19 protein-coding genes are annotated in these 23,426 nt (G+C 69.3%); 14 read left to right on the plus strand and 5 right to left on the minus strand.

All coding sequences use genetic code 11. The features are described 5' to 3' along the window. Positions 1-315: 315 nt before the first annotated feature. Positions 316-1,608: an NAD(P)/FAD-dependent oxidoreductase gene (locus tag X946_RS26295; protein WP_038753936.1), complete on the plus strand. Its 1,293-nt coding sequence runs from the start codon at positions 316-318 to the stop codon at positions 1,606-1,608. Positions 1,609-1,660: 52 nt separating this feature from the next. Next, positions 1,661-2,359, plus strand: a complete 699-nt coding sequence (locus tag X946_RS26300; RefSeq protein ID WP_038753939.1) for a TetR/AcrR family transcriptional regulator — start codon at positions 1,661-1,663, stop codon at positions 2,357-2,359. A 340-nt stretch (positions 2,360-2,699) separates the two neighbouring features. Here the strand turns inward: X946_RS26300 and X946_RS26305 are convergent, their stop codons facing one another. From X946_RS26305 to X946_RS26320, 4 genes are all read right to left on the minus strand, one after another. Further along, positions 2,700-4,538 carry a phospholipase D-like domain-containing protein gene (locus X946_RS26305; protein WP_038753942.1) on the minus strand — a complete coding sequence of 613 codons (1,839 nt, stop codon included), beginning with the start codon at positions 4,536-4,538 and terminating at the stop codon, positions 2,700-2,702. Positions 4,539-5,118: 580 nt separating this feature from the next. Then, positions 5,119-5,877, minus strand: a complete 759-nt coding sequence (locus tag X946_RS26310) for a DeoR/GlpR family DNA-binding transcription regulator (RefSeq protein ID WP_038753945.1) — start codon at positions 5,875-5,877, stop codon at positions 5,119-5,121. Between the two features lie 343 nt (positions 5,878-6,220). Continuing rightward, on the minus strand, positions 6,221-7,519 hold the full coding sequence (locus tag X946_RS26315; RefSeq protein ID WP_038753987.1) for an MFS transporter: 1,299 nt from the start codon (positions 7,517-7,519) through the stop codon (positions 6,221-6,223). A 324-nt stretch (positions 7,520-7,843) separates the two neighbouring features. Further along, the gene (locus X946_RS26320) at positions 7,844-9,313 is read right to left on the minus strand and encodes a mannitol dehydrogenase family protein (RefSeq protein ID WP_038753948.1); all 1,470 of its coding nucleotides are present in this window, start codon (positions 9,311-9,313) and stop codon (positions 7,844-7,846) included. A 173-nt stretch (positions 9,314-9,486) separates the two neighbouring features. On the opposite strand from X946_RS26320, the gene X946_RS26325 reads away from it, so the two are divergent. The 6 genes from X946_RS26325 (at position 9,487) to nadE (ending at position 15,284) form a co-directional block, all read left to right on the plus strand. Continuing rightward, entirely contained in the window at positions 9,487-10,212 is a 726-nt protein-coding gene (locus tag X946_RS26325; RefSeq protein WP_038753990.1) for a GntR family transcriptional regulator, read from the plus strand. Positions 10,213-10,233: 21 nt separating this feature from the next. Then, positions 10,234-11,442: a D-mannonate dehydratase ManD gene (gene manD / locus X946_RS26330; RefSeq protein ID WP_038753951.1), complete on the plus strand. Its 1,209-nt coding sequence runs from the start codon at positions 10,234-10,236 to the stop codon at positions 11,440-11,442. A 59-nt stretch (positions 11,443-11,501) separates the two neighbouring features. After that, a complete protein-coding gene (locus X946_RS26335) occupies positions 11,502-12,539 on the plus strand; it encodes a Zn-dependent oxidoreductase (RefSeq protein ID WP_038753954.1) in 1,038 nt (345 codons plus the stop codon). A 643-nt stretch (positions 12,540-13,182) separates the two neighbouring features. Then, complete coding sequence (locus X946_RS26340) at positions 13,183-13,368, plus strand: hypothetical protein (RefSeq protein ID WP_038753957.1); 186 nt, start codon at positions 13,183-13,185, stop codon at positions 13,366-13,368. Between the two features lie 91 nt (positions 13,369-13,459). After that, positions 13,460-14,362 (plus strand): DMT family transporter, encoded by a 903-nt coding sequence (locus tag X946_RS26345; protein ID WP_052145194.1) that lies wholly within the window; start codon positions 13,460-13,462, stop codon positions 14,360-14,362. 67 nt (positions 14,363-14,429) lie between these two features. Next, on the plus strand, positions 14,430-15,284 hold the full coding sequence (nadE, locus tag X946_RS26350; RefSeq protein ID WP_038753963.1) for an ammonia-dependent NAD(+) synthetase: 855 nt from the start codon (positions 14,430-14,432) through the stop codon (positions 15,282-15,284). 290 nt (positions 15,285-15,574) lie between these two features. Here the strand turns inward: nadE and X946_RS26360 are convergent, their stop codons facing one another. Continuing rightward, on the minus strand, positions 15,575-16,594 hold the full coding sequence (locus tag X946_RS26360; RefSeq protein ID WP_052145195.1) for a TetR/AcrR family transcriptional regulator: 1,020 nt from the start codon (positions 16,592-16,594) through the stop codon (positions 15,575-15,577). Between the two features lie 112 nt (positions 16,595-16,706). Between X946_RS26360 and X946_RS26365 the strand changes: the two genes are divergently transcribed. The 6 genes from X946_RS26365 to X946_RS26390 all read left to right on the plus strand — a co-directional run bounded on the left by X946_RS26365 (position 16,707) and on the right by X946_RS26390 (position 22,769). Further along, entirely contained in the window at positions 16,707-17,924 is a 1,218-nt protein-coding gene (locus tag X946_RS26365; protein WP_038753968.1) for a Tm-1-like ATP-binding domain-containing protein, read from the plus strand. A gap of 2 nt (positions 17,925-17,926) precedes the next feature. Beyond that, a complete protein-coding gene (locus X946_RS26370; RefSeq protein WP_038753970.1) occupies positions 17,927-18,769 on the plus strand; it encodes a phosphoenolpyruvate hydrolase family protein in 843 nt (280 codons plus the stop codon). A gap of 43 nt (positions 18,770-18,812) precedes the next feature. Beyond that, complete coding sequence (locus X946_RS26375; protein ID WP_038753973.1) at positions 18,813-19,253, plus strand: SRPBCC family protein; 441 nt, start codon at positions 18,813-18,815, stop codon at positions 19,251-19,253. A gap of 481 nt (positions 19,254-19,734) precedes the next feature. Beyond that, entirely contained in the window at positions 19,735-21,294 is a 1,560-nt protein-coding gene (gene nirK, locus X946_RS26380; RefSeq protein WP_038753976.1) for a copper-containing nitrite reductase, read from the plus strand. 24 nt (positions 21,295-21,318) lie between these two features. After that, positions 21,319-22,152: a formylglycine-generating enzyme family protein gene (locus tag X946_RS26385; protein ID WP_038753979.1), complete on the plus strand. Its 834-nt coding sequence runs from the start codon at positions 21,319-21,321 to the stop codon at positions 22,150-22,152. Further along, positions 22,149-22,769, plus strand: coding sequence for an SCO family protein (locus X946_RS26390; RefSeq protein ID WP_038753981.1), 621 nt, complete (start codon positions 22,149-22,151; stop codon positions 22,767-22,769). The genes X946_RS26385 and X946_RS26390 overlap by 4 nt, the downstream gene beginning before the upstream one ends. Positions 22,770-23,426: the final 657 nt, after the last annotated feature.

Raw genomic sequence — 23,426 nt, forward strand, 5'->3', positions numbered from 1 at the left:
AGGCAGTAGGCAGTAGGCAGTAGGCAGTAGGCAGTAGGCAGTAGGCAGTAGGCAGTAGGCAGTAGGCAGTAGGCAGTAGGCAGTAGGCAGTAGGCAGTCGGCAAACCTTGAAACAGCCGACCGAGTTCCGACGCGCAATGCGGTACGCCAAGCGCGGAACCCTCCCGGAATGGCGACATCGAATCCGTCGCGCACCGGGGCGTCTGCGGCGCGCGCCGCCGTCCATCCGTGCAGACTCTGCTTCATCGCACGCAACACAACCGATACGATAGTCAGACGATTCGCCCTCGCCCCTCCACCACGCACGATAAACGCATGCAGAACTATTACGAAGCCACCGCGACGCGCACGCCCTACCCCGCGCTCGCCGAACGCATCGACGTCGACGTCTGCATCGTAGGCGGCGGCCTCGCCGGCCTGTCGACGGCGCTCGGGCTCGTCGAGCGCGGCGCGCGCGACATTGCGGTGCTCGATGCGCAGACGGTCGGCTACGGCGCGTCGGGCCGCAACGGCGGCTTCGTGTTCGGCGGCTACAGCCTCGACAACGCGGACCTCCTGCGCACGCTCGGCCCCGCGTCCGCACGCGCGCTCTATCGCTTGACGCTCGACGCGGTCGACCTGATCCGCGCGCGCGCCGCGCGCTACGGCATCGACTGCGAGCTCGTCGACGGCGGCGTGATCCTCGCCAACTGGTTCGACGATCCGGCGCGCCTGTCCGCGCCGCGCAAGCTGATGAAGGAAGCGTTCGGCGTCGACTGGGAGCCGCTCGACGCATGCGAGCTGCGCACGCGACTGAAGACCGACCGCTATCACGGCGGCCTCTTCGAGCGCAACGCGTTCCACTTCCATCCGCTCAAGTACGTGCTCGGCGTCGCGGCGGCGGTCGCGCGAAGCGGCGCGCGAATCCACGAACATTCGGCCGCGCGCGCGATCCGCCGCGACGGCGCGGGCTTCGTCGTCGAGACCGACGGCGGCGCGGTGCACGCGCGACGCGTCGTGTTCGCGGGCGGCGGCTACGCGCGCGGCGTGTATCCGCGCATCGAGCGCGCGGTGCTGCCGATCGCGACCTACGTGATCGCGACCGAGCCACTCGGCGCGCGGCTCGCCGGCGCGATCGCGTGCGAATCGGCCGTCTACGACACCCGTTTCGCGTTCGACTACTACCGGCCGCTTGCCGACACCCGCATCCTGTGGGGCGGCCGCATCTCGGTGCTCGAACGCGGGCCGGAAGCGATCGCGCGGCTGCTCAAGCGCGATCTCGCGCGCGTCTATCCGCAATTGCGCGACGTCGCCGTGCAGTTCGCATGGGGCGGCCTCATGAGCTACGCGCGCCACAAGATGCCGCAGATCGGCCGCGACGCGGACGGCGTGTGGCACGCGGTCGGTTTCGGCGGACACGGGATGGCGCCGACGACGGTCGCGGGCGAAGTGCTCGCGGCGGCGCTCGCGCAAGGGCATCCCGTACCGGACGGCTTCGCGCGGTTCGGCCTCGCGCGCACGTTCGGCCTCGCCGGGCTAGCCGCCGCGCAGCTCACGTACAGCGCGTACGAAGCGCGCGACGCGCTCGCCGCGCGACGCGGCTCACGCTCCCGCAAACCCGTCTTTTAGAGCCGGGAATCGGGCAAAAGCCCATCGGGGTGCGTGCTAGAATGCGCCGACCATGCCGCCGCCCGATCACGCCAAAATGAAACAAGGAAGCAAGGCCGCAGCGCCCGACGCCGATGCACGGAGCGATGAGGCGCGCCGCAAATACGATCCCGAGCAGACGAAGCGCAACATCCTCGACGTCGCCACGCAGGAGTTCTCCGCGATGGGGCTATCGGGCGCGCGCGTCGACGCGATCGCCGAGCGCACGAACACGACGAAGCGGATGCTCTATTACTACTTCGACAGCAAGGAAGGGCTGTACGAAGCGGTGCTGGAGAAAGTCTACGGCGACATCCGCGCGCTCGAGCTCGAGCTGCATGTCGGCGAACTGGAGCCGCACGAAGGGCTGCGCCGGCTCGTCGAATTCACGTTCGACTATCACGACAAGCACCGCGATTTCGTGCGCCTCGTGACGATCGAGAACATTCATGGCGCGAAGTATCTCGAGCAGCTGAAGTCGTTCAAGAACCGCAACGTCAGCATCATCAAGACGCTCGAGGAACTGCTCGCGCGCGGCGTCGAGAGCGGCGTTTTCCGCGGCGACGTCGATCCGTTCGATCTGCACTTGCTGATCAGCTCGTTCTGCTTTCATCGCGTCGCGAACCGCTATACGTTCGGCACCGCGTTCGGCCGCGACCCGTCGTCGCCGCGGCTGCGCGCGCGGCATCGCGCGATGATCGCCGAGACGGTGCTGCGTTACGTCGCGCGCTGATCGCCGCACGTCGCCGAGCCGAGCGGCCGCTGCATCGTCGACCGCGCGGTCGCGGGCCGATCGCGGCCGCATGACAACATGCGTCGCGCGAAGCGCGATCCGCGCCGTGGCCTTCCTGCCGATCCCCCAGCCGGCGACCACCGGCTTTGCGCACCGCGTTGCGGCGGCGCTCGCCGCACGAGCCGGCGTCGACGCACGGGCTGACCGCACGTGTCCAGCGCCGCCGGCCCGCCAAGAAAATCCTTGTGCGCCTGCGCGCCAAACCGGCCGGAATGCAATCGCCGTCGCGATAGAACGCCGACGCGATCCGTGAAATACAAGCGCAGCGCCCCGCCGCCCGTCAGCGCGCGGTAGCCGGCGACGCCAACGCGATCCGCGCCTTCTCCTCGGGGCTGCCCGCGACGAAATACTTTTTCGCCCACCGCGAATCGGGCTGCAACGCGAGCTTGCCGCGCGCGCCCGCATCCGCCCCCGCCCCCGCACCCGCTCCCGCTCCCGAGCCCGAGCCCGAGCCCGAGCCCGATTCGCCGCGCGAAGCAATCGCCAGCGCGCGCGCACGATAGTGCTCGTACAGTCGCAGAAATTCCGCGAGGTAGATCGCCGCGACGCGCGCATCGCGAATCTCGAGCAGGTTCTCGTCGTTGTAGTGCTCGGAGTTCGCGCTCATGTTCGCCGAGCCGCTGTAGACGATCGGATTGGCCCCCTCCGCATCGATCACGATGAACTTGTGGTGAACGACGACGGGCGGATAGGCGGGCGGCGCCTCGCCCGGAAAGAGCCGCAGCTCCGGCTCGAAGCCGTCCGGCACCGTCGCGGGCGAGAAGTACGCGGCGTCGATCACGTCGCGATTCGACCGGCTGCGGTGATACAGCTCGAGGTTCGCGAGGCGCGCCGCATCGAGTGTCTTGCCGTCGCGCTGGTCCGCGTCCGCCTGCTGCGCGCCGCGCGCGCTGATCGCGTTGACGAGCCCGAACATCATCAGCCCGCGGTCGCCCGCCGCAAAGCACGCGTCGCGCAGCGCGGCGTCGGTCGGCATGAAAAGGCAGAACGCGACCGAATGCCGCGCGCCGCGAATCGCGTCGACGATCGTGTCGATCTGCGTGCGCGCGCCGCGCGGCTCCGGCGAGAACGACACGCGCACGCGCGCCGAGCCGACTGCGACCGGCTCCGACCAGCCGGGCGCGAGCCGGGCCGTCTCGGCAATGCCCGGATTCGACGCGAGCGCATGCGCGCGGGCGTCGTACAGCTCGGCGAGCGCCGCCGATTCGAACGTGTGCAGCACGTTCGCCTGCTCGGTGATGCCTTCCGTCGTGAAGTTCGCCGAACCGGTCAGCACGCGCGCGGGCCCGGATTCGTCGCCCGCGACGATGAATTTGTCGTGCATGATCCGCGTCTTGTCGCGCGGCGCGAGCATCGCGAGGCCCGTCAACTGCTCGACGGCCGGCTGGTTCGGCGAAGGCAGCGGCGCCTCGCCGCGGCCGCGCTTCGTCTCGTGCGCGTCGTAGACGATCGCGAGCGCATCCGCGCCGTGCGCGCGGCCGAACGCGTCGAATGCGGGAATCGCCCACAACGGATCGGTCAGGTGATAGACGGCCGACACGGCGCGCCGCGCAGCGCCGCCGAGCATCAGGCCGAAGGTTTCCTGCAGATCGTTCGCGAGCCACGCGCGCAAACGCCGCGCCGCGTCGGGCGACGGTGCGCCGCCGGCCGCGAGATCGAGCGCGCGGACCTGCCTCGCGAACGCCTGCGAGCTCACCACCGCGCGGTTGAACCACGTGCCGACGCCGTCCTCGACGTGCGCGGGCAGCGTGACGCTGCACACGCCCGCTTCGGCTTCGAGCACGCGCAGCGACGCGGGCGTGCCGACGACCGGATAGACGTCGTAGCGAAACGTCAGGCCGCGATCCGGCGGATCGATCCGCGCGTCCCACCACATGAATTTCTGGATCGGCGCCTGGTCGGTCGGCGCGTCGCCTTGCGTGTCGGCCGCGGGGCCGTCGAACGTCAGCCGGTTCGGCAGCCAGCTCGTCGCGGCGCGCGTCTTGCCGTCCGCCGTCCAGAAGCCGGGCGTGCGTTTGATCGCGAAGCCGAGAAAATCGTCGCGACGCCGCGCGTCGGGCCAGTCGAAGGCCAGCAGGACCAACGTCGGGGAAAGATAGCTGCGCACGCTGACGGACATCGCCGCCCTCCTCGGCTCATCGCCTTTCAAAGTCGAAGCGATGAGTGTTCAACGCGCGCTTGCCGTGCGTGTGACGTTCCGATGAAGTTTCCGTGTCGTTTCGGCTTTGGCTTTGGCTTTGGCTTTGGCTTTGGCGCGGCGGACGGCCGCGCGGCGAGCGTGGTAGGCGGCGGGCGGACGAAATCGGGCGATCGAGACGGAGCGACGCGAGGCGCAACGGCGTCCCGCAGCGCGCGATTTACGAAACAAGGCATGCGTCGCATGGTCGAGACGCTCGCCCGACGCACCGGCGCTCGCCCGCGAACGACAAAATCGAACATCCTCGGCACCCGCCCACGCTGCATCGCGTTGCCGCGCTTCGATGGACTGAGAGAAGTTCGGCGCACGCCGTGCCGGAATCTCCCACGCTCGCGACACTCCCTCGACACCCCGGAGCTCATCCGCACGCGACGAAAACCGATCGTCCTCGGCACCCGCCCACGCTGCATCGCGTTGCCGCGCTTCGATGGACTGAGAGAAGTTCGGCGCACGTCGCGCCGGAATCTCGCACGCTCGCGACGCTCGCCCGGCACCCCGGCGCTCAACCGCAGACGACGAGCTCGATCCCCCGCGACGTCAACGCCCGCCGCGTCGCCTTGTCCGGCGCGCGCTCGGTCACGAGAAAGCGCGCGGCGTCCGAGCCGTTGATCCGCACGGGCGTCACGCGCCCGAACTTCGAGTGATCGGCCACGACGATCGGCGCGGCCGCCGCCGCGAGCATCCGCCCGCGCACCTCGGCCACGACGCGCGAGTAATCGGTAAGCGTGCCGTCGGGCGTGATTCCGCCCGCGCCGACGAACGCGAAGTCGACGTGGTATTGCGCGAGCTGCTGGATCGTGTCGAGGCCGAACGTCGCGTCCTCGTCGTCGGACAGCTCGCCGCCGAGGAGCGTCACGCGGTTGCCGTTGCGGCGGCCGAGCACGCCGACGATTCGCCAGTCGTTCGTGTAGATGGCCAGCCGGTGGCGGTCGACGAGCGCGAGCGCGACCGCGTAGACCGTGCTGCCCGAGTCGAGCAGCACCGACGCGCCGTCGGGCACGAATTCGGCCGCGCGCCGGCCGATCGCACGCTTCGCGTCCGCGTGCGACGCGTCGCGCTCGGACACGCTCGGCTCATGCCGATCGGCCGCGAGCGCGCCGCCGTGCGTCGTGATCACGAGGCCGCGCGCGGCGAGCGCGTTCAGGTCGCGGCGGATCGTCTCGCGCGACACGGCGAGCGCGTTCACGAGCTGCGCGACCGACACCGCGCCCGTGCGGCCGAGTTCGGACAGGATGTAGCGATGACGTTGTTCTGCAAGCATGGCGCGCGGCGCGGCCGGGCCGCGGTCGGATCGAGGATGGCGAATGGCGAATGGCGAATGGCGAATGGCGAATGGCGGGCTATTGTAGTACGGCGCGATGAAGTCACGCCGATCGCCTGCCGGTCCGGCCCTGCCCGCGCCACGCGTGTCATGTGCCGTTTGTCGTTTGCCCTTTGCCCTCTGCCGTCTGCCGTCTGCCGTCTGCCGTCTGCCGTCTGCCCTCTGCCCTCTGCCGTCTGCCGTCTGCCGCCAGCATGAATCGAATGCCAGCGGACCACGGACCGCGCGCCGCAAACCTCAAACCACAAACCTCAAACCTCAAACCTCAAACCTCAAACCACCCTTACAGAATCGGACTTTCGCGCAACACGCGCGCGTCGCACGGACGGTTGCGCAGGAAGAGCGCGGACAGCACCGCGCCGACCAGCGCGATAGCGCCGGCGAGCACGAACGCGGACGCGAACGAGCCGCTGCGCTCGACGATGAACCCGGTGACGGCCGGCCCGACGACGCCCGACAGGCTCCCCATGCAATGCAGGCAGCCGCTGACCGCGCCGACGCGCTCGGGCGCGACGACGTCCTGCACGATCGCCCAGTAGATCGCCCCCGTCACGTAGAGGAAGAAGAGCGACACGGACATCAGCGCGATCGCGCCCTGCGTCGAGCGCACCGCGCCCGCGATCGCGACGCAGATCCCCGCGCCGAGCAGGCAGGTGACGAGCACGATCCGGCGCGACAGCATCGCGTTGCCGGTGAGCTTGTAGATCACATCCGAAACGAAGCCGCCGCACGCAAGGCCGACGGTGCCGACAAGCCACGGCACGACCGTCGCCACGCTCATCTCACGGATATTCAGGTGATGCGCCTGCACGAGATAGCTCGGAAACCAGCTCAGGAAGAAGAACAGCACGTAGTTGTAGCCGAAGAACGCGACGCCCGTCGCGAGGATGCGCGGCTGCTTCAGATAATGCCGAAGCAACGGCGCATCGACGCCGCCCGCGGCCGCACGCGGCGCGGCCGCGGATACTGCACCGCCGGCGCCGGCAAGCCCCGCCGCGGACGAAGCCGAACCCGCCGCGGGCCGGTCCGACGTGGTCGCGACCCACACGAGCACCCACGCGAGGCCGATCACGCAGACGATCCAGAACGCCGGCCGCCAGCCGAACTGCACGGCGAGCATGCCGACGATCGGCCCGGCGATCGCGCCGCCGAGCGGCGAGCCCGCGCTCAACAGCCCCATCGCGGTGGCCGCCGATTCGCGCGGCAGCCAGTTGTTGACCATCTTGTTCGCGGCGGAGCAGAGCGGCCCCTCCGCCATGCCGAACAGCAGGCGCACGATCAGCAGGCTGACGAAGCCGACCGTGATCGCCGTCATCCCGCAAAAGATCGACCAGAGGCCGACGGCCAGCACGTAGACGAGCTTCGGCCCGAGCCGGTCGGACGCGAGGCCGCCGACGAAATTGAACAGCGCATAGCCGACGAAGAACGTGCTGAAGACGATGCCCATCTGCGCGGCGTCGATCCCGAGATCCTTCTGCACCATCGGCGCGACGATCGACAGCGCGACGCGATCGAGATAGTTGATGCCGTATACGATGAACAGCAGCAATACCGTGATCCACCCCATCGTTCTCTGATTCATGCCTGTCTCCTTCATGCCGACGCTGCCGGCGTTCCTATGATTTGTCGCTGCCGCTGGCGGCGGCGGTCGCGGGTCGAATGCGGACCGAATGCGGGCCGATCGCGGACCGGTTCGTGCGGCGCGCCGCCGGGCAACCCGGTGCTCGGGCGGCTCGCCACCCGTTGCCCCGCGCCACCGCCCTCTGTTCCTCTGTGTCTTCGTTGCCGCGGCCGGCCTCGCGCGCGGTCCGTCTCGCGCGAAACGCGAAACATGAAACGCAAGAGGCGGCGCACGGCGGACGGACGAGACCGACGGCATCGAGCGCCGCGCTCGCCTCGCCCGCGCTCAAGCGTCGAGCAACGGCCTCAGCAGCGCGTCCGTGCCGCGCTCGCGCAATGTCTCCAGATGCGAGCCGACGCGCGCCGTCAGCGCATCGGGCCATCGCGCCGCGCCGCGCGACGCGAGCCGATCCAGCGCCGCGCGCACCGCGTCGGTCGCGCTGCACGCCGCATGCAGGGTTCGCGCAAGCGCGTCGGCGCCCGGATCGTCGAGCGCGAGCGGCTTGCCGGCCTCGTCGTGCGGCGCTTCCACGTAATGCAGCCACGCGGCGAGCGCACGCTCGAGATACGGCCGCTCGACGCCCGCCGCCGCGCTCTGCTCGAGCGCCGGCAGCCAGCGCAGCGGCACCTTCTGCGTGCCGTCCGTCGCGATCTGCGCGGTGCGATGCGCGAGCGCCGGGTTGCGAAAGCGCTCGATCAGCGACGCGCAATACGCATGCACGTCGTAGCCGGCCGGCACGTCGACGGTCGCGAGCAGGTCGCGCGTCATCACGCCGCGCACGAACGCGTCGATCAGCGGATCGGCCATCGCATCGGACACCGTGCGCCGCGCGCGCAATTGGCCGACGTACGCGATCGCCGAATGCGAGCCGTTCAGCAGTCGCAGCTTCATCTTCTCGTACGGGCGCACGTCGGTCGCGACGAGCGCGCCCGCCTCTTCCCAGCGGGGCCGCGCGCCGGCGAAGCTGTCCTCGAACACCCACTGCGCGAACGGCTCGCAGACGATCGCCGCCTCGTCGCGCACGCCGATCCGCGCTTGGGCCCAGTCGAGCGATTCGGGCGTCGCGGCGGGCACGATCCGGTCGACCATCGTGTTCGGGAACGCGACGTCGTCGCGGATGCGCCGCGCGAGCGCGCCGTCGACCTGCTCCGCGTATTGCGCGAGCAGCGTGCGCAGCGTGTCGCCGTTCGACGGCATGTTGTCGCAGCAAACAACCGACAGCGGCGCGCCCGCCGGACGCCGCCGGATGCCGGCCGCGAGCACGCCGAGCGTCGTCCACGGCGCATCCGGCTGCTGCAGGTCGCGGCGGATCGCGGGATCGTCGGCGTCGAGCTCAGCGCCGCCCGCCTTGCGGTAATAGCCCTTCTCGGTGACGGTCAGGCTGACGATCGGCACGGCCGGATCGGCGATCAGGCCGAGGAGCGGCGCGAGCGCCTGCGGCGCGAACAGCGCGCGATGGACCGCGCCGACGATGCGGGTGCGCGCGGCGTCGCCGTCGCGCTCGGTGACCGAATAGAGATGATCCTGCGCGGCGAGCCGCTCGACGGTGTGCGGTCGCCGCAGCTCGACGCCCGCGATGCCCCAGCGCATGTCGCCGCGCTCGACGAGCGTCTCCGTGTAGCACGCCTGATGCGCGCGATGGAACGCGCCGAGGCCGAGGTGCACGATGCCCGTGCGCAGCGCGCGCCTGTCGTAGCGGGGATAGGACACCTCGGCCGGCAAATTGCGGCATTGATCGGACGAAAGAAGCGGCATGACGATTGAATTGGCGGTTTGTACCATGGTAGATATGTGACTTCCGGCAGAGTATTCCGAGTACACTCTCGGTTTTATTGGTGTATACGCTAAGTCGGCTTCCTTTCTCACCAGATGTACCATGGTAGAAAGATGAAATGAACTGTGCCTCGCCCTTGATGAAGAACCCGTTGATGAGCGACAAGGAATCCACTGAAGACATCGTCGTCGCGGCGCTGCACGGCTTCGTGCTCGACGCCGACGCGTCGTACACGCAACAGGTGCACGCGCTGCTGCGCAACGCGATCGTGCGCGGCGCGCTGCCGCCGCGCACCGCGCTGTCGGAGGCGGTGATCTCGGCCACGATCGACGTGAGCCGCACGCCCGTGCGCGAGGCGCTCGCGCAACTCGCCGACGAACGGCTCGTGCAGATCTACCGCAAGGTCGGCACGCTCGTCGCGCCGATCTCGGTGTCGATGCTCGAAGAAGGACGCTTTGCGCGCAGCACGCTCGAATGCGCGAACCACGTCGATCTCGCGCAAAAGATCACGCCGGCGCAGCTCGAGGAACTCGCGCGCCTCGTCGGCGCGCAGCGCGACGCGGTGGCCGCGCGCGACGTCGACACCTTCTTCGCGCTCGACGAAACGATGCACGGCCGCATGTTCGAGTTCGCCGGCCGGCCGCACGTGTGGGAGATGCTGCAGCCGATGAAGCGGCAGTTCGACCGCGTGCGCTGGCTGCTGCTCGATCGCGTCGAGGACCACGCGCGCCGCGCGCTGCACGAGCACGAGCAGATCCTCGCGCACATCGCGTCGCGCAACATGGCGCTGCTCGGCGCGTCGGTCGCGGTGCACGTCGACCGCGTGAGCTCCCATCTGCCCGAGGTGCGCGACCGCGCGCCGCACTACTTTGTCGACTGAACCACTCATCGGAGAAGCCGCGTGAAAATCGAACGGCTGAACATCATCGTCACCTGCCCCGGCCGGAATTTCGTGACGGTCAAGATCGTCACCAACGAAGGCGTCTACGGCCTCGGCGACGCGACGCTCAACGGGCGCGAGCTCGCCGTGCGCGCGTATCTCGAGGATCACGTGTTTCCGTGCCTCGTCGGGCGCGACCCGCGCAATATCGAGGACATCTGGCAATACCTGTACCGCGGCGCGTACTGGCGGCGCGGGCCCGTCACGATGACGGCGATCGCCGCGATCGACATGGCGCTGTGGGACATCCTGGGCAAGCTCGCCGGCATGCCCGTCTATCGGCTGCTCGGCGGCCGCAGCCGCGACGGGCTGATGGTGTACGGCCACGCGACCGGGCGCGACCACGAGGAAGCGATCGACGCCGTGCATCGGCACATCGAGGCGGGCTACCGTGCGATCCGCGTGCAGTCGGGCGTGCCGGGGCTGTCGAAGGTGTACGGCGTCGGCAAGACCGCGGGCGCGTACGAGCCCGCCGAAAAGGGCCTGCCGCCCGAGGAGCCGTGGGACACCGCGCTCTATCTGCGCCACACGCCGGAGCTCTTCCGCAAGGTGCGCGACGCGGTCGGCGACGCGCCGCATCTGCTGCACGACGCGCATCACCGGCTCACGCCGATCGAGGCCGCGCGCCTCGGCCGCGATCTCGAGCCGTACCGGCTGTTCTGGCTCGAAGACGCGACGCCCGCCGAAAACCAGGACGCGTTCCGATTGATCCGCAGCCACACGACGACGCCGCTCGCGGTGGGCGAGGTCTTCAATTCGATTTGGGACTGCAAGGATCTGATCCGCGACCAGCTGATCGACTACATCCGCGCGACGATCGTCCACGCGGGCGGCATCACGCACGTGCGCCGCATCGCCGACTACGCGGCGATGTACCAGGTCCGCACGGGCTTCCACGGCGCGACCGACCTGTCGCCCGTGTGCATGGCGGCCGCCGTCAACTTCGGCCTGTGGGCGCCGAACTTCGGCATTCAGGAGCTGATGCCGCACAACGCGCTGACCGACGAAGTCTTTCCGCACAGCTATCGCTTCGAGGACGGCCATCTCGTGATGGACGACGTGCCGGGCCTCGGCGTCGACATCGACGAGGCGCTCGCCGCGAAATATCCGTACGAGCGCGCCTACCTGCCCGTCGCCCGCCTGCGCGACGGCTCGATGTGGAACTGGTGAGCGGGTGAGCGCGTGCGCGCACGAACTACACGAAACGAAACACGAAGGAGAATCAGGACATGCTGAGCGTCGTCGTCGACCGGCCCAATAGCATGGGCGTGCGTGAATTGCCGACGCCCGCGCCCGCCGCGGGCGAAGTGCGCGTGCGCGTGCGTTATGCGGGCATTTGCGGTTCCGATCTGCACATCTTCCACGGCAAGAACCCGTTCGTCTCGTATCCGCGGATCATCGGCCACGAGTTCGTCGGGCGCATCGAATCGGTCGGCGCGGGCGTCGACGCGTCGCGCGTCGGCGAGATCGTCGCGGTCGATCCGGTCATCAGCTGCGGGCACTGCCATGCGTGCGCGATCGGGCGGCGCAACGTGTGCCGCAACCTGAGCGTGCTCGGCGTGCATCGCGACGGCGGCTTCAGCGAGTACGCCTGCGTGCCCGCGGCGAACGCGTACCGGATTCCGCCCGAGATCGCCGACACGTGCGCGGCGATCGTCGAGCCGTTCGCGGTCGCGGCGAACGCGACCGCGCGCACCGGCGTGCTGCCGTCCGACGTCGCGCTGATCTACGGCGCGGGCACGGTGGGCCTCACGCTGCTGCAGGTGCTCAAGCACGTCTACGGCATCCGCGCGTTCATCACCGATCGCCTCGACGAGCGCCTGGAACTGGCGCGCCGGTGCGGCGCTTCGGCCGACGAGGTGATCAACGCGGCGGCCGAAGCGCTGCCCGACGCGCTGCTGCGGCGCGGCGTCGACGGCGGCCCGACGCTGATCTTCGACGCCGTCTGCCATCCGTCGATCCTCGAGGAAGCGGTGCGGCTCGCGGCGCCCGCCGGGCGGATCGGCGTGCTCGGCTTCTCGTCGGAGCCGTCGTCGATCGTGCAGGCCGAGCTGACGAAGAAGGAACTGACGCTGTGCGCGTCGCGGCTCAATTGCGCGATGTTCGCGCCGGTCATCGAATGGATCGCCAAGGGGCTCGTGCATCCGGAGCACATCGTCACGCACAAGGTCGATTTTCGCGACGTCGCGCATGCGTTCGATCTCGCGGAGCGCAATCCGCGCGAAAGCTGCAAGATCCTGCTGGATTTCGCGGCGGAGCCGGAGTGAAACGCACGAGACCGAGCGGAGCCTGACGCGGCTCGTCGGGCACGGTTGCGGCGGCGCGCAAAGCGTGACGCGGCGCGCGGGCGGCGGCGCACATCCGCACATCCGCACATCCGCGCAAATGCGCAAATACGCATTTGCGCGTTCGCCAACCGGCAAGGCCGCTCGGTCGCGCCGCGCGCGGTCGACAGCCAACCGTGCGACGCGGGGATTCGTGCGGCGCCACACGCAGTTCGACACGCGCGGCGCACGGCGATTTCGGACGGGACGCACGCGCGATGCGCCGGGAACGCCATGCTCAGGCGCGCGTCGCGCGGCCGCCCGCAGCGTCATGGCTTCGCGATCGATACGGGAACGACGCGCAGCGAACCCGCGCCGAGCTCAAGCGCTATCGCGATCGATCGGGGCGACGCGCCGAATCAAGCGCTACCCGCACTCCACTCCGGCAACCTCCCTTCGCAGCCGACGCGCGCCTTCGACGGACGAGCCAAACGAACGAGCCAAACGAAGCCCCCAAAACGAAGGACCCGAACCGGCGGCCCACACGAACGAGCAATTCAGTATTTCGCGTCGCGCGGCAATCGCCTTCGCCGCACGTTGCTAAACTCGCGGGCTCGACCACCAGCCAACCGACAGGGGTGCACCGATGTACCGCAAAGGCATCGTCCTCGAAATCCAGTTCCCGCCTGAACGGCTCAACGACGCCGCCGGCGATCCGTACTGGATCGATCTCACGCTCGACGAAGCGCGCCGGCTGCATCAGCAGTTGAACGCGCGCTTCGCGACCGAAGCGAGCGCGAACCAGCCGCTCGATACGTTCTCGATCGACTGACGCCGGGCCGCGATCGCGCGCAGCCGCCGGCTGTGCAGAATCCGACAAGACGGCCGCGCCCGGGTGCGCGATACTCGGCGGCTTCCACGTCATGCCGGCTTCGTCCGGTCCGCTTCGCATGCCGGTTTCCGCTTCTCTCGCCGCCGCGGCGTTCGTCGCGCTGTGGTCCACGGGCTTCATCGTCGCCCGCGCGATCAAGCCTTACGCCGATCCGAACCTGTATCTGCTCGCGCGCTTCTCGGGCACCGCGCTCCTCTATGCGTGCGTCGCGCTCGCCGTCCGCGCGCCGTGGCCCGCGCGGCGCGATTGGGGACGCCATCTGTTCGCAGGGGCGCTGCTGCAAGGCGTCTATCTGAGCGCGAGCTACTGGGCCGTCGCGCAAGGGCTCAACGCCGGCGTGATGGCGCTCCTCGGCGCGCTGCAACCGCTCGCGACCGCCGCGCTCGCCGCGCCGCTCTTCGGCGAGCGGCTGTCCGCGCGGGGCTGGCTCGGCATGGCGCTCGGCGTGGCGGGCGTCGCGCTCGTGCTCGCGCCGAAGCTCGACGCCGCCCCCGCGACGGCGGGCGGCGCGCCCGCATGGGTCGTCGTCGCGATCGCGGTCGCGGCCGTCGCGTCGATCACGGCCGGCTCGCTCTATCAGAAAACCTCGCTCGCGCAGACCGACTTGCGCACCGCGGTTGCGTTGCAGAACTTCGGCGCCGCGCTCGTCGCCGGCGCCGCCGCCGTCGTGCTCGGCGAAACCCGCTGGCACGGCACGCCCGCGCTGTGGGTTTCGCTCGCATGGGGCGTCGGAATGCTGTCCGGCGTCGCGGTGATGCTGCTGATGGCGATGTTGCGGCGGGGCGAAGCGGCGCGCGCGACATCGCTGCTGTTCCTCGCGCCGCCCCTCGCCGCGCTGCAGGGCTACGCATTCTTCGGCGAAACGCTCGTGCCGCTGCAGATCGCCGGCTTCGCGGCCGCGCTCGCCGGCGTCACGCTCGCGCGCCGCCGTTGACGGCCGGCGTGCGCGCGCGAATCCGCCTATGATCAAACCTTCGATTCCGTCGCCGAGGAGCGCGCCGATGTCCCGCCCCGATCACGCCGCCCGCCAGCAGGCGATCGCAGCCGAGCTGCACGTTTCGCCGTCGTTCGACGCGCACGACGAAGCCGAGCGCCGGATCGCGTTCCTCGCCGACTACCTGCGCGCGGCCGGATTGCGCGCCTACGTGCTAGGCATCAGCGGCGGCGTCGATTCGTCGACGGCGGGCCGGCTCGCGCAACTGGCCGTCGAGCGGCTGCGCGCGTCGGGCTACGACGCGCGCTTCGTGGCGATGCGGCTGCCGTACGGCGCGCAGCATGACGAAGCGGACGCACAGCGCGCGCTCGCGTTCGTGCGCGCGGACGAAACGCTCACGGTCGACGTGAAGCCCGCCGCCGACGCGATGCTCGCCGTGCTCGCCGCGGGCGGCCTCGCGTATCTCGACCACGCGCACCAGGACTTCGTGCTCGGCAACATCAAGGCGCGCGAGCGGATGATCGCGCAATACGCGGCCGCGGGCGCGCGGCGCGGCGTCGTGATCGGCACCGATCACGCGGCGGAATCGGTGATGGGCTTCTTCACGAAATTCGGCGACGGCGGCGCGGACGTGCTGCCGCTCGCGGGCCTGACCAAGCGCCGCGTGCGCGAGGTCGCGCGCACGCTCGGCGCGGACGAGCGGCTCGTGACGAAGACGCCGACCGCCGATCTGGAAACGTTGCGCCCGCAACTGCCCGACGAGCACGCATACGGCGTCACTTACGAGCAGATCGACGACTTCCTCGAAGGCAAGCCGGCCGACGAAGCGGTGAGCGAGACGGTGCTGCGGTTCTACGACGCGACACGCCACAAACGCGCGCTGCCTTATACGATGTTCGATTGGCCGGGCCGCGCGACGTAAGCGCGCAGACGATGTCGATTCGGTATCGTTTTTTCGATGCGCCGTGCGGCCGGCTTTCGCGTCGACGGCGGCTTTCGCATCGCGCGGCGCAATCCGATGCGGTCCCGTCGGCGCGGGCACGCATTCGCGTTCGCGACGACGGTGGCGTGCGGCTCCGGGCTCCCGTTTCTTGGCCTTTCGCTTCCGAATTCCGGCCTCTGGCACTGCGCTTCCGGCTTGTTGCCGCTGACTCCCGATTTGCAGTGCCTGCCTCGCGCCTCGCGCCAGTTGCTGCATTGACGGCTCGCCATTCAGCCATCGCGCTCGCCGCCGCCCGGAGCCGGCGATCCGGAAGCCGGCGATGCGCGCGTGCCGTCCTCGACGCGCGGGCCGCCCGGGCCGCCGGTTTCGTGCGCGCGATCCGCACCGCCCGGCGCAGCGCCGCCGCTCGCCGCGGCCGTGTCGTCCGCGGCACGGGCACCGCCGGCCGGCTCGATCGCCCTCGCCGCATCCGCATCCGCGCCCGCCGCGGGCTCGACGCCGCGCCGCGCACCCGCGCCGTCACCGACCGCGCCGACGCTGCGCGCCGAACCCGCATCGCGCCCCCCGGCCCCCACACCACCCGCCCCGGCGCCGGCGTTCGCGCCTGCATCGCTCGCAGCCTCGGCACGCCCGGCCGGAACGGCGCCGCTCGCGGCCGAATCCGCGCCGCCCGTCTCTGCGAGCGTCGCCCGCACGAGCGCCGCGCTCATCCATTTGACGACGGTCATGAACTGCTGGAAGTCGAGCCCCCAGATGTCCTTCAGCACGACCATCGCCTCGGTGCCGTAGAGCAGCGACAGCGCCTGCGCGAGCCGCGCGGCCGCGGCCGGATCGACGCCCGCCTGCACCATCGGCTCGACCGCGAGCGTCAGCAGCCGGCGGCGATTGCCGCGCCGGTACTTCGGCTCGTCCTGCGCGCGCCGCGCGCGCTCGTTCGCCCATTGATGCAGCGCGACCTGCAGCGCGGCACGCAATGCGCCCTCGTGCTGCTCCATCCGCGGATACGCGAAGTCGAGCAACTCGTTGACGCGCGCCTCGACCGACGTCGACGTCGGCCGCCATTGCAGCACCGGCCCGAGGCTTTCGTCGACGACGGTGCTCACGAGCGCCGCCTGGGAGGGGAAATAACGGTAAGCGGTCGCGCGCGACACGCCGGATGCGTTCGCGAGCTCGGTGATCGACGGAAACCAGCCTTGCTCGAGCATCGACAGCGCGGTTTGCAGCAGCAGCTCGCGGGTCTGCGCGCGAGTCTCGGACAGCGGTTCCGGTGCGGATTCGGTAGTTGGCATGTGTTTTGTGAGGACGACCGCTGAGACGGCCGTCTCATCTGTGTTAAAGTGATCGCGGAATCGAATCGCGGTGACATCGTGCGACAAACGAACGATTGGCGAAGGAGACCAAATGGTACCCCACCGTAAACAGATCTACGTTGCGGCAACCGTTGATACAAAAGGCGCGGAAGCGCATTTCGTCAAGGACCGGATCGTCGAATCGGGGCTTTCGGCGGTCGTCGTCGACCTATCGACCCGCACGCCGGGCCTCGCGGCCGACATCGGCGCGGACATCGTCGCCGCGCACCATCCGGACGGCGCGTCCGCCGTATTCTGCGACGATCGCGGCCGCGCGATCGCCGCGATGGCGGTCGCATTCGAGCGCTACCTCGCGAGCCGCGACGACGTCGCCGCGCTGATCGGCATCGGCGGCTCGGGCGGCACGGCGCTCGTCACGCCGGCGATGCAGGCGCTGCCCGTCGGCGTGCCGAAGCTGATGATCTCGACGATGGCGTCGGGCAACGTGTCCGCGTACGTCGGCTCGTCGGACATCGCGATGCTCTATTCGGTGACGGACGTCGCCGGCCTGAACCGGATCTCGCGCCAGGTGCTCGCGAACGGCGCGCACATGATCGCGGGCGCGGTGCGCGACATGCAGCCGTTGCCCGGCGACCTGAAGCCCGCGCTCGGCCTGACGATGTTCGGCGTGACGACGCCGTGCATCCAGGCGGTCACGTCGCGGCTCGAAGCGCGCTTCGACTGCATCGTGTTCCACGCGACCGGCAACGGCGGCCATGCGATGGAGAAGCTCGCGGACAGCGGCCTGCTCGACGGCGTGCTCGATCTCACCACCACCGAAGTCTGCGACCTGCTGATGGGCGGCGTGCTCGCGTGCGGCGAGGATCGCTTCGACGCGATCGCGCGCAGCAAGACGCCGTACGTCGGCTCGTGCGGCGCGCTCGACATGGTGAACTTCGGCCACATCGACACGGTGCCGCCCCGCTACGCCGGCCGCCTGCTGTACAAGCACAATCCGCAAGTCACGCTGATGCGCACGACGCCGGCCGAGAACCGCCTGATCGGCGAGTGGATCGGCGCGAAGCTGAACGCGTGCGACGGCCCCGTGCGGTTCCTGATTCCCGAAGGCGGCGTGTCGGCGCTCGACGCGCCGGGCCAGGCGTTCTGGAGCCCGGAAGCCGACGCGGCGCTGTTCGACGCGCTCGAGGCGACGGTCGTCCAGACAGAGCGCCGCCGCCTCGTGCGCGTGCCCGCGCACATCAATGATCCACGGTTCGCCGACGTCGCCGTCGAACACTTCTTATCGCTTCTCGCAGCACACCGGAATTGAAGATGAAGAGACTTTCACGCGCCGAGATCCTCGAGAAGCTGCGCGCGGCCATTGCGCGCGGCGAGCCGATCATAGGCGGCGGCGCGGGGACGGGCCTGTCCGCGAAATGCGAGGAAGCGGGCGGCATCGACCTCATCGTGATCTACAACTCGGGCCGCTACCGGATGGCCGGGCGCGGCTCGCTCGCGGGCCTGCTCGCGTACGGCAACGCGAACGAGATCGTCGTCGACATGGCGCGCGAGGTGCTGCCCGTCGTCAAGTCGACGCCCGTGCTCGCCGGCGTGAACGGCACCGATCCGTTCTGCAACTTCGACGCGTTTCTCGACGAGCTGATGCGGCTCGGATTTTCCGGCGTGCAGAACTTCCCGACCGTCGGCCTCATCGACGGCAACTTCCGCGCGAATCTCGAGGAGACCGGGATGGGCTACGCGCTCGAAGTCGACATGATCCGCCTCGCGCACGGCAAGGGCCTGCTGACGACGCCTTACGTGTTCAGCGAAGCCGACGCGATCGCGATGGCCGAAGCCGGCGCGGACATCGTCGTCGCGCATCTCGGCCTCACGACGGGCGGCACGATCGGCGCGAACACCGCGCGCACGCTCGCCGATTGCGTGCCGCTCGTGCGCAACTGGGCCGATGCGGCAAAATCCGTGCGCGACGACGTGATCGTGCTCTGCCACGGCGGCCCGATCGCGTCGCCCGAGGACGCCGCGTACATCCTGCGCGCGTGTCCGCAGTGCCACGGTTTCTACGGCGCGAGCTCGATGGAGCGCCTGCCCGCCGAAACCGCATTGACCGACATGACGCGGCGCTTCAAGGAGATCGACAGGCGCGTCGCGTCATGACCCGCGCGCGAAGCGCGCGCCTTGCACGAGAAACCGAACGACGATGAACCACACCTCCTTCGCCAGCAGTGTCATCGACGCGCCGATCGAGCGCGTCTGGGCGTTCTTCCGCGATTTCGACGGCCTCGCCGCGTTCCATCCGGCGATCGTCGAGAGCCGGCTCGAGCCCGGCCCGGACGCTTACACGGTGGGCGCGATCCGCCATCTGACGCTGTCGGACGGCTACGTCCGCGAAAAACTGCTGAAGCTCGACGAACCGAATCACGCGCTCGAGTATTCGATCATCGAGACGTCGATGCCGGTGCGCGACTATGTCGCAGGCGTGGAGCTCTTCCCCGTCACCGATTCGGGCAAGACGTTCGCGCAATGGTGGGCGAACTTCACGACGCAAGGCGTCGAGTTGCAGCCGGTCGCGGCGTCGATCAGCGAGCACGTGTTCGCGGCGGGGTTCCGCTCGCTCGCGGACAGGTTGCGCGTGCGCTGACTTGCGTGCGCGCTGACGTGTCGCACGCAGCCGTGCCGTTTCGTCGCGCCGCCGCCCATCGCGGGCATCGCGCGCGGCTTGCCGGCGAGCTTCGCCGCCGCCTTGCCGCACCGCCCATGCGCGGCGCGGCGGCACGGCGACGCAGCGCCGCCGGCCGTTTCTCGGGTTCTGGCAATGGCCCTCGGATAAAGCCGGAACCTTTTTGGCCGACCGTGACCGGTCGGCCACTTTCTATCCGCAAGCGCGCCGCGCACGACGGCGCATCCCCACGCAGCAGACGAACGGATCGCGCGTAACGCGCGATCCGTTCGCACACCGCAATACCTGCGACAAGCGGGCGCAGCCGCTTCTCCAGAAATTCATCTGGATTAAGTTATTCGCCGCCCCGCGCCTGCCCACAAAGATGCATTTGCTGCGCATCAATACTCGCCTGCCTCGCGATCGATAGCTTGGAGGAAACGAAGCCAGCGAGGGGCTAATCATGAAAGAAGACCTGCAATCGATCCGTGGCCAACTGCGCGCCACGTTCCTGTCCGTCCTGTTCGGCGCCGTCGTCGCGACGAGCGCGCATGCCGCAACGGCGAGCGCATCCGGCAAGATTCCCGGCGACTTCGGCCCGCCGCAAGGCGAGCCGATCCACGCGACGCTCGTGAGCCCGCCGAACGTGCCGCCGCCCATCGCTCGCCGCTATCCGGCGAAAGTCATCGTCGATCTCGAAGTGATCGAGAAAGTGATGCCGATCGCGGACGGCGTGAACTACACGTTCTGGACCTTCGGCGGCGCGGTGCCCGGCAACTTCATCCGCGTGCGGCAAGGCGACACGGTCGAGTTCCATCTCAAGAACCGTCCGGACAGCAAAATGCCGCACAACATCGATCTGCACGCGGTGACGGGGCCGGGCGGCGGCGCGACGTCGAGCTTCACCGCGCCCGGCCACGAATCGCGCTTCACGTTCAAGGCGCTGAACGAAGGGCTCTTCGTGTATCACTGCGCGACCGCGCCCGTCGGCATGCATGTCGCGAACGGGATGTACGGCCTGATTCTCGTCGAGCCGCCCGAAGGGCTGCCGAAGGTCGACCACGAGTACTACGTGATGCAGGGCGATTTCTACACGAACGGCAAATATCGCGAGAACGGGCTGCAATCGTTCGACATGGACAAGGCGATCGACGAGCGCCCGACCTACGTCGTCTTCAACGGCGCCGAAGGCGCGCTGACGGGCGACAAGGCGATGCGCGCGCGCACCGACGAGACGGTGCGCCTCTTCATCGGCAACGGCGGGCCGAATCTCGTGTCGAGCTTCCACGTGATCGGCGCGGTGTTCGACAAAGTGCGCGCGGACGGCTCCAGCGTCACGCAGAACGACGTGCAGACGACGCTGATTCCGGCGGGCGGCGCGGCGACGATCGAATTCCATACGCGCGTGCCGGGCAACTATACGTTCGTCGATCACTCGATCTTCCGCGCGTTCAACAAAGGCGCGCTCGCGATCCTGAAAGTCGACGGTCCGGACAACAAAGCAATTTATTCGGGCAAGGAGCTCGATACGCTCTATAGCGGCGACAGCGTCAACGCCGCGGCGGGATCGGGTTCAACGGGATCGCCGGCGGCGGCCGCCGGCACGAAAGACGGCACGAAAGGCGGCGCCTCGCTCGTCAAAACGAGCGGCGCGCCGCTGTCGCTGCCGGCGCAAGTGAAAGCGGGCGGCGCGGTGTTCGCGAGCACTTGCGCCGTGTGCCATCAGAGCGGCGGCACCGGCTTGCCGGGCGTGTTCCCGCCGCTTGCCGGCTCCGATTTCCTGGCGGCGAATCCGCAGCGCGCGATCGGCATCCTGCTGCACGGGCTGAACGGCAAGGTGACGGTCAACGGCCGCGACTACGACTCGGCGATGCCGCCGATGGCGCAGCTGACCGACGACGAGGTCGCGAACGTGCTGACGTACGTGCTCAACAGCTGGAACAATCCGGGCGGCCGGATCGGCGCGGACGAAGTCGCGAAGGCGCGCGCGAAGACGCCCGCCGTCGCCGAGGCGTCGCACTGACCGCCGACATCGGGGAGAACCGCCATGCGCGCCTCGAAACCGTCGTCCATGTGTTGCGCCGCGAGCGCGGCCCGGCTGGCCGGCATCGCGATCGCCGCGGCGCTTGCCCTCGCCGCGGGCGGCGCGCACGCCGCGCGCTTCGTGCGGCTGCCGGGCGGCGACTTCGAAAGCGCGCTGCCGCAGGACGTCCCAGGCCGCTCGACGCCCGTTCGCATCGACGCGTTCGAACTGCAGGACACGCCCGTGACCGTCCGCGCGTTCTCGGCATTCGTGAGCGCGCATCCCGAATGGCGGCGCGACCGCGTCGCGCGCGTGTTCGCCGGGCCCGCGTATCTCGCCGACTGGGCCGATCCGTTGCATGCGGCGCCGCAAACGCCGCCCGACGCGCCCGTCACGGGCGTCAGCTGGTTCGCCGCGCGTGCGTACTGCGCCAGCGAACGCGCGCGGCTGCCGACGTGGCTCGAATGGGAATACGCGGCGGCGGCCGACGCGACGCGCCCCGACGCGCGCAACGATCCGCTGTGGCGCCGGCAGATTCTGTCGTGGTACGAACAGCCCGCCGCGCGCGTGCTGCCGCCCGTCGGCGGCGTGCCGAACGTCTACGGCGCACGCAACCTGCACGGGCTGATCTGGGAATGGGTCGACGATTTCAATGCGCTCTTCATCAGCGGCGACAGCCGCACGCAAGGCGACCCGGACCAGCAACGATTCTGCGGCGCCGGCGCGATCAGCATCGTGCGCCGCGACAGCTACGCGGTGCTGATGCGCGTCGCGCTGCTGTCTTCCCTCACCGGCGCGGATTCGACCGGAAGCCTCGGCTTTCGCTGCGCCCGTTCGATTTCAGGAGATCAACGATGAAACCAGGACATCGCATCCGGCGCGGCGCGCTCGCGCTGTGCGTCGCAGCATGCGTCGCGACGACCGCTCGAGGCGCGGGCGTCGCCACATCGGCCGCGGCCACCGCGGCCGCCCCCTCGGCGGCGACGGATTCGCTCTATCAGACGAGCACGCTGCTGACCGATCAGGATGGCAAAACATTTCGTCTCGCCGATTTGCGTGGAACGCCGACGCTCGTCAGCATGTTCTATACGTCGTGCAAGATGGTGTGCCCGATGCTGTTCGAGACGATCGGCCTCACGCTCGACGCGGGCGGCGAAGCGGCGCGCAAGCGAATCAAGGTCGTCGCGGTGACGATCGATCCCGATCGCGATTCGGTCGCGGTGCTGCGCAAGACGGCGAACGCGCACGGCCTCGACGCGCGCTGGCGGCTCGCGCGCACCGACCGCGACAACACGCGGACGGTCGCCGCGCTGTTCGGCGTTCAGTACCGGAAGCTCGCGAGCGGCGAGTTCAATCATTCGAGCACGATCGTGCTGCTCGACGCCGACGGCCGCATCGTCGCGCGTACGAACACGCTCGGCGAGACGGACCCGGCGTTCGTCGACGCGATGCGCAGACAGCTCGCCGCGCAATGAGGCGAAGCGCGGTGTGCGGTGCGCGGTGCGCGGTGCGCGGTGCGCGGTGTGCGGTGCGCGGCGCGGCGCGGCGCGGCGCGGTGCGGCGCGGCGCGGCGTAGAGCGTGCGCGCTTCGGCCAGCGCGCACGCGTCGAAATAAAAAAGCGATCGCCAATCACGGCGATCGCGAAAGCCGCCTGTTCCGAGGCAGATCGGAAGGGCTGACAGGCGGTGGCCTAACTCATCGCGCGATCACGGCTTGCCTTCTTTGCGGCCGCTTTCACGCGGATCGATCATCGGATGCCGGACGAATCAGGCGCGCCGACACAGCCGGGCGCGAACAAGCTGCGTGTGGCGTGATGAAAATGGACGAACGCCGTGCGCGCGTGCCCGCATGAAAATGCTTGCGCGCGCAACACGCTGCCCGGGCCGAGCGATCGGCGCTCGTCACGCATGTCACGGCGGCTGCCGCCGATGCGAGCATGCAGCGCCGCCATCGTCGCCGTGAAGCTCGGCCAGCGATCGTGCTCTCTCACGCGCATCCGTCAGTCAAATCCGGAGCAACGTCCGCACATCGGCCTAGGGCCTGTTCCCGCTAATAACGGGCTTGCGCTGGCCGCCAGAAGGGCCGAGCGCAAGGATTGCGACGAAGCGAATACTCGACGTATTCGCGAGGA

It is taken from the genome of Burkholderia sp. ABCPW 111 (assembly GCF_000773065.1).
GTDB lineage: Bacteria > Pseudomonadota > Gammaproteobacteria > Burkholderiales > Burkholderiaceae > Burkholderia > Burkholderia savannae.

Coding starts and splice junctions, on each gene's coding strand:
- X946_RS26295 (WP_038753936.1), top strand. CDS start 316: ATGCAGAACTATTACGAAGCCACCGCGACGCGCACGCCCTACCCCGCG.
- X946_RS26300 (WP_038753939.1), top strand. CDS start 1,661: ATGCCGCCGCCCGATCACGCCAAAATGAAACAAGGAAGCAAGGCCGCA.
- X946_RS26305 (WP_038753942.1), bottom strand. CDS start 4,538: ATGTCCGTCAGCGTGCGCAGCTATCTTTCCCCGACGTTGGTCCTGCTG.
- X946_RS26310 (WP_038753945.1), bottom strand. CDS start 5,877: ATGCTTGCAGAACAACGTCATCGCTACATCCTGTCCGAACTCGGCCGC.
- X946_RS26315 (WP_038753987.1), bottom strand. CDS start 7,519: ATGAATCAGAGAACGATGGGGTGGATCACGGTATTGCTGCTGTTCATC.
- X946_RS26320 (WP_038753948.1), bottom strand. CDS start 9,313: ATGCCGCTTCTTTCGTCCGATCAATGCCGCAATTTGCCGGCCGAGGTG.
- X946_RS26325 (WP_038753990.1), top strand. CDS start 9,487: ATGAGCGACAAGGAATCCACTGAAGACATCGTCGTCGCGGCGCTGCAC.
- X946_RS26335 (WP_038753954.1), top strand. CDS start 11,502: ATGCTGAGCGTCGTCGTCGACCGGCCCAATAGCATGGGCGTGCGTGAA.
- X946_RS26340 (WP_038753957.1), top strand. CDS start 13,183: ATGTACCGCAAAGGCATCGTCCTCGAAATCCAGTTCCCGCCTGAACGG.
- X946_RS26345 (WP_052145194.1), top strand. CDS start 13,460: ATGCCGGCTTCGTCCGGTCCGCTTCGCATGCCGGTTTCCGCTTCTCTC.
- nadE (WP_038753963.1), top strand. CDS start 14,430: ATGTCCCGCCCCGATCACGCCGCCCGCCAGCAGGCGATCGCAGCCGAG.
- X946_RS26360 (WP_052145195.1), bottom strand. CDS start 16,594: ATGCCAACTACCGAATCCGCACCGGAACCGCTGTCCGAGACTCGCGCG.
- X946_RS26365 (WP_038753968.1), top strand. CDS start 16,707: ATGGTACCCCACCGTAAACAGATCTACGTTGCGGCAACCGTTGATACA.
- X946_RS26370 (WP_038753970.1), top strand. CDS start 17,927: ATGAAGAGACTTTCACGCGCCGAGATCCTCGAGAAGCTGCGCGCGGCC.
- X946_RS26375 (WP_038753973.1), top strand. CDS start 18,813: ATGAACCACACCTCCTTCGCCAGCAGTGTCATCGACGCGCCGATCGAG.
- nirK (WP_038753976.1), top strand. CDS start 19,735: ATGAAAGAAGACCTGCAATCGATCCGTGGCCAACTGCGCGCCACGTTC.
- X946_RS26385 (WP_038753979.1), top strand. CDS start 21,319: ATGCGCGCCTCGAAACCGTCGTCCATGTGTTGCGCCGCGAGCGCGGCC.
- X946_RS26390 (WP_038753981.1), top strand. CDS start 22,149: ATGAAACCAGGACATCGCATCCGGCGCGGCGCGCTCGCGCTGTGCGTC.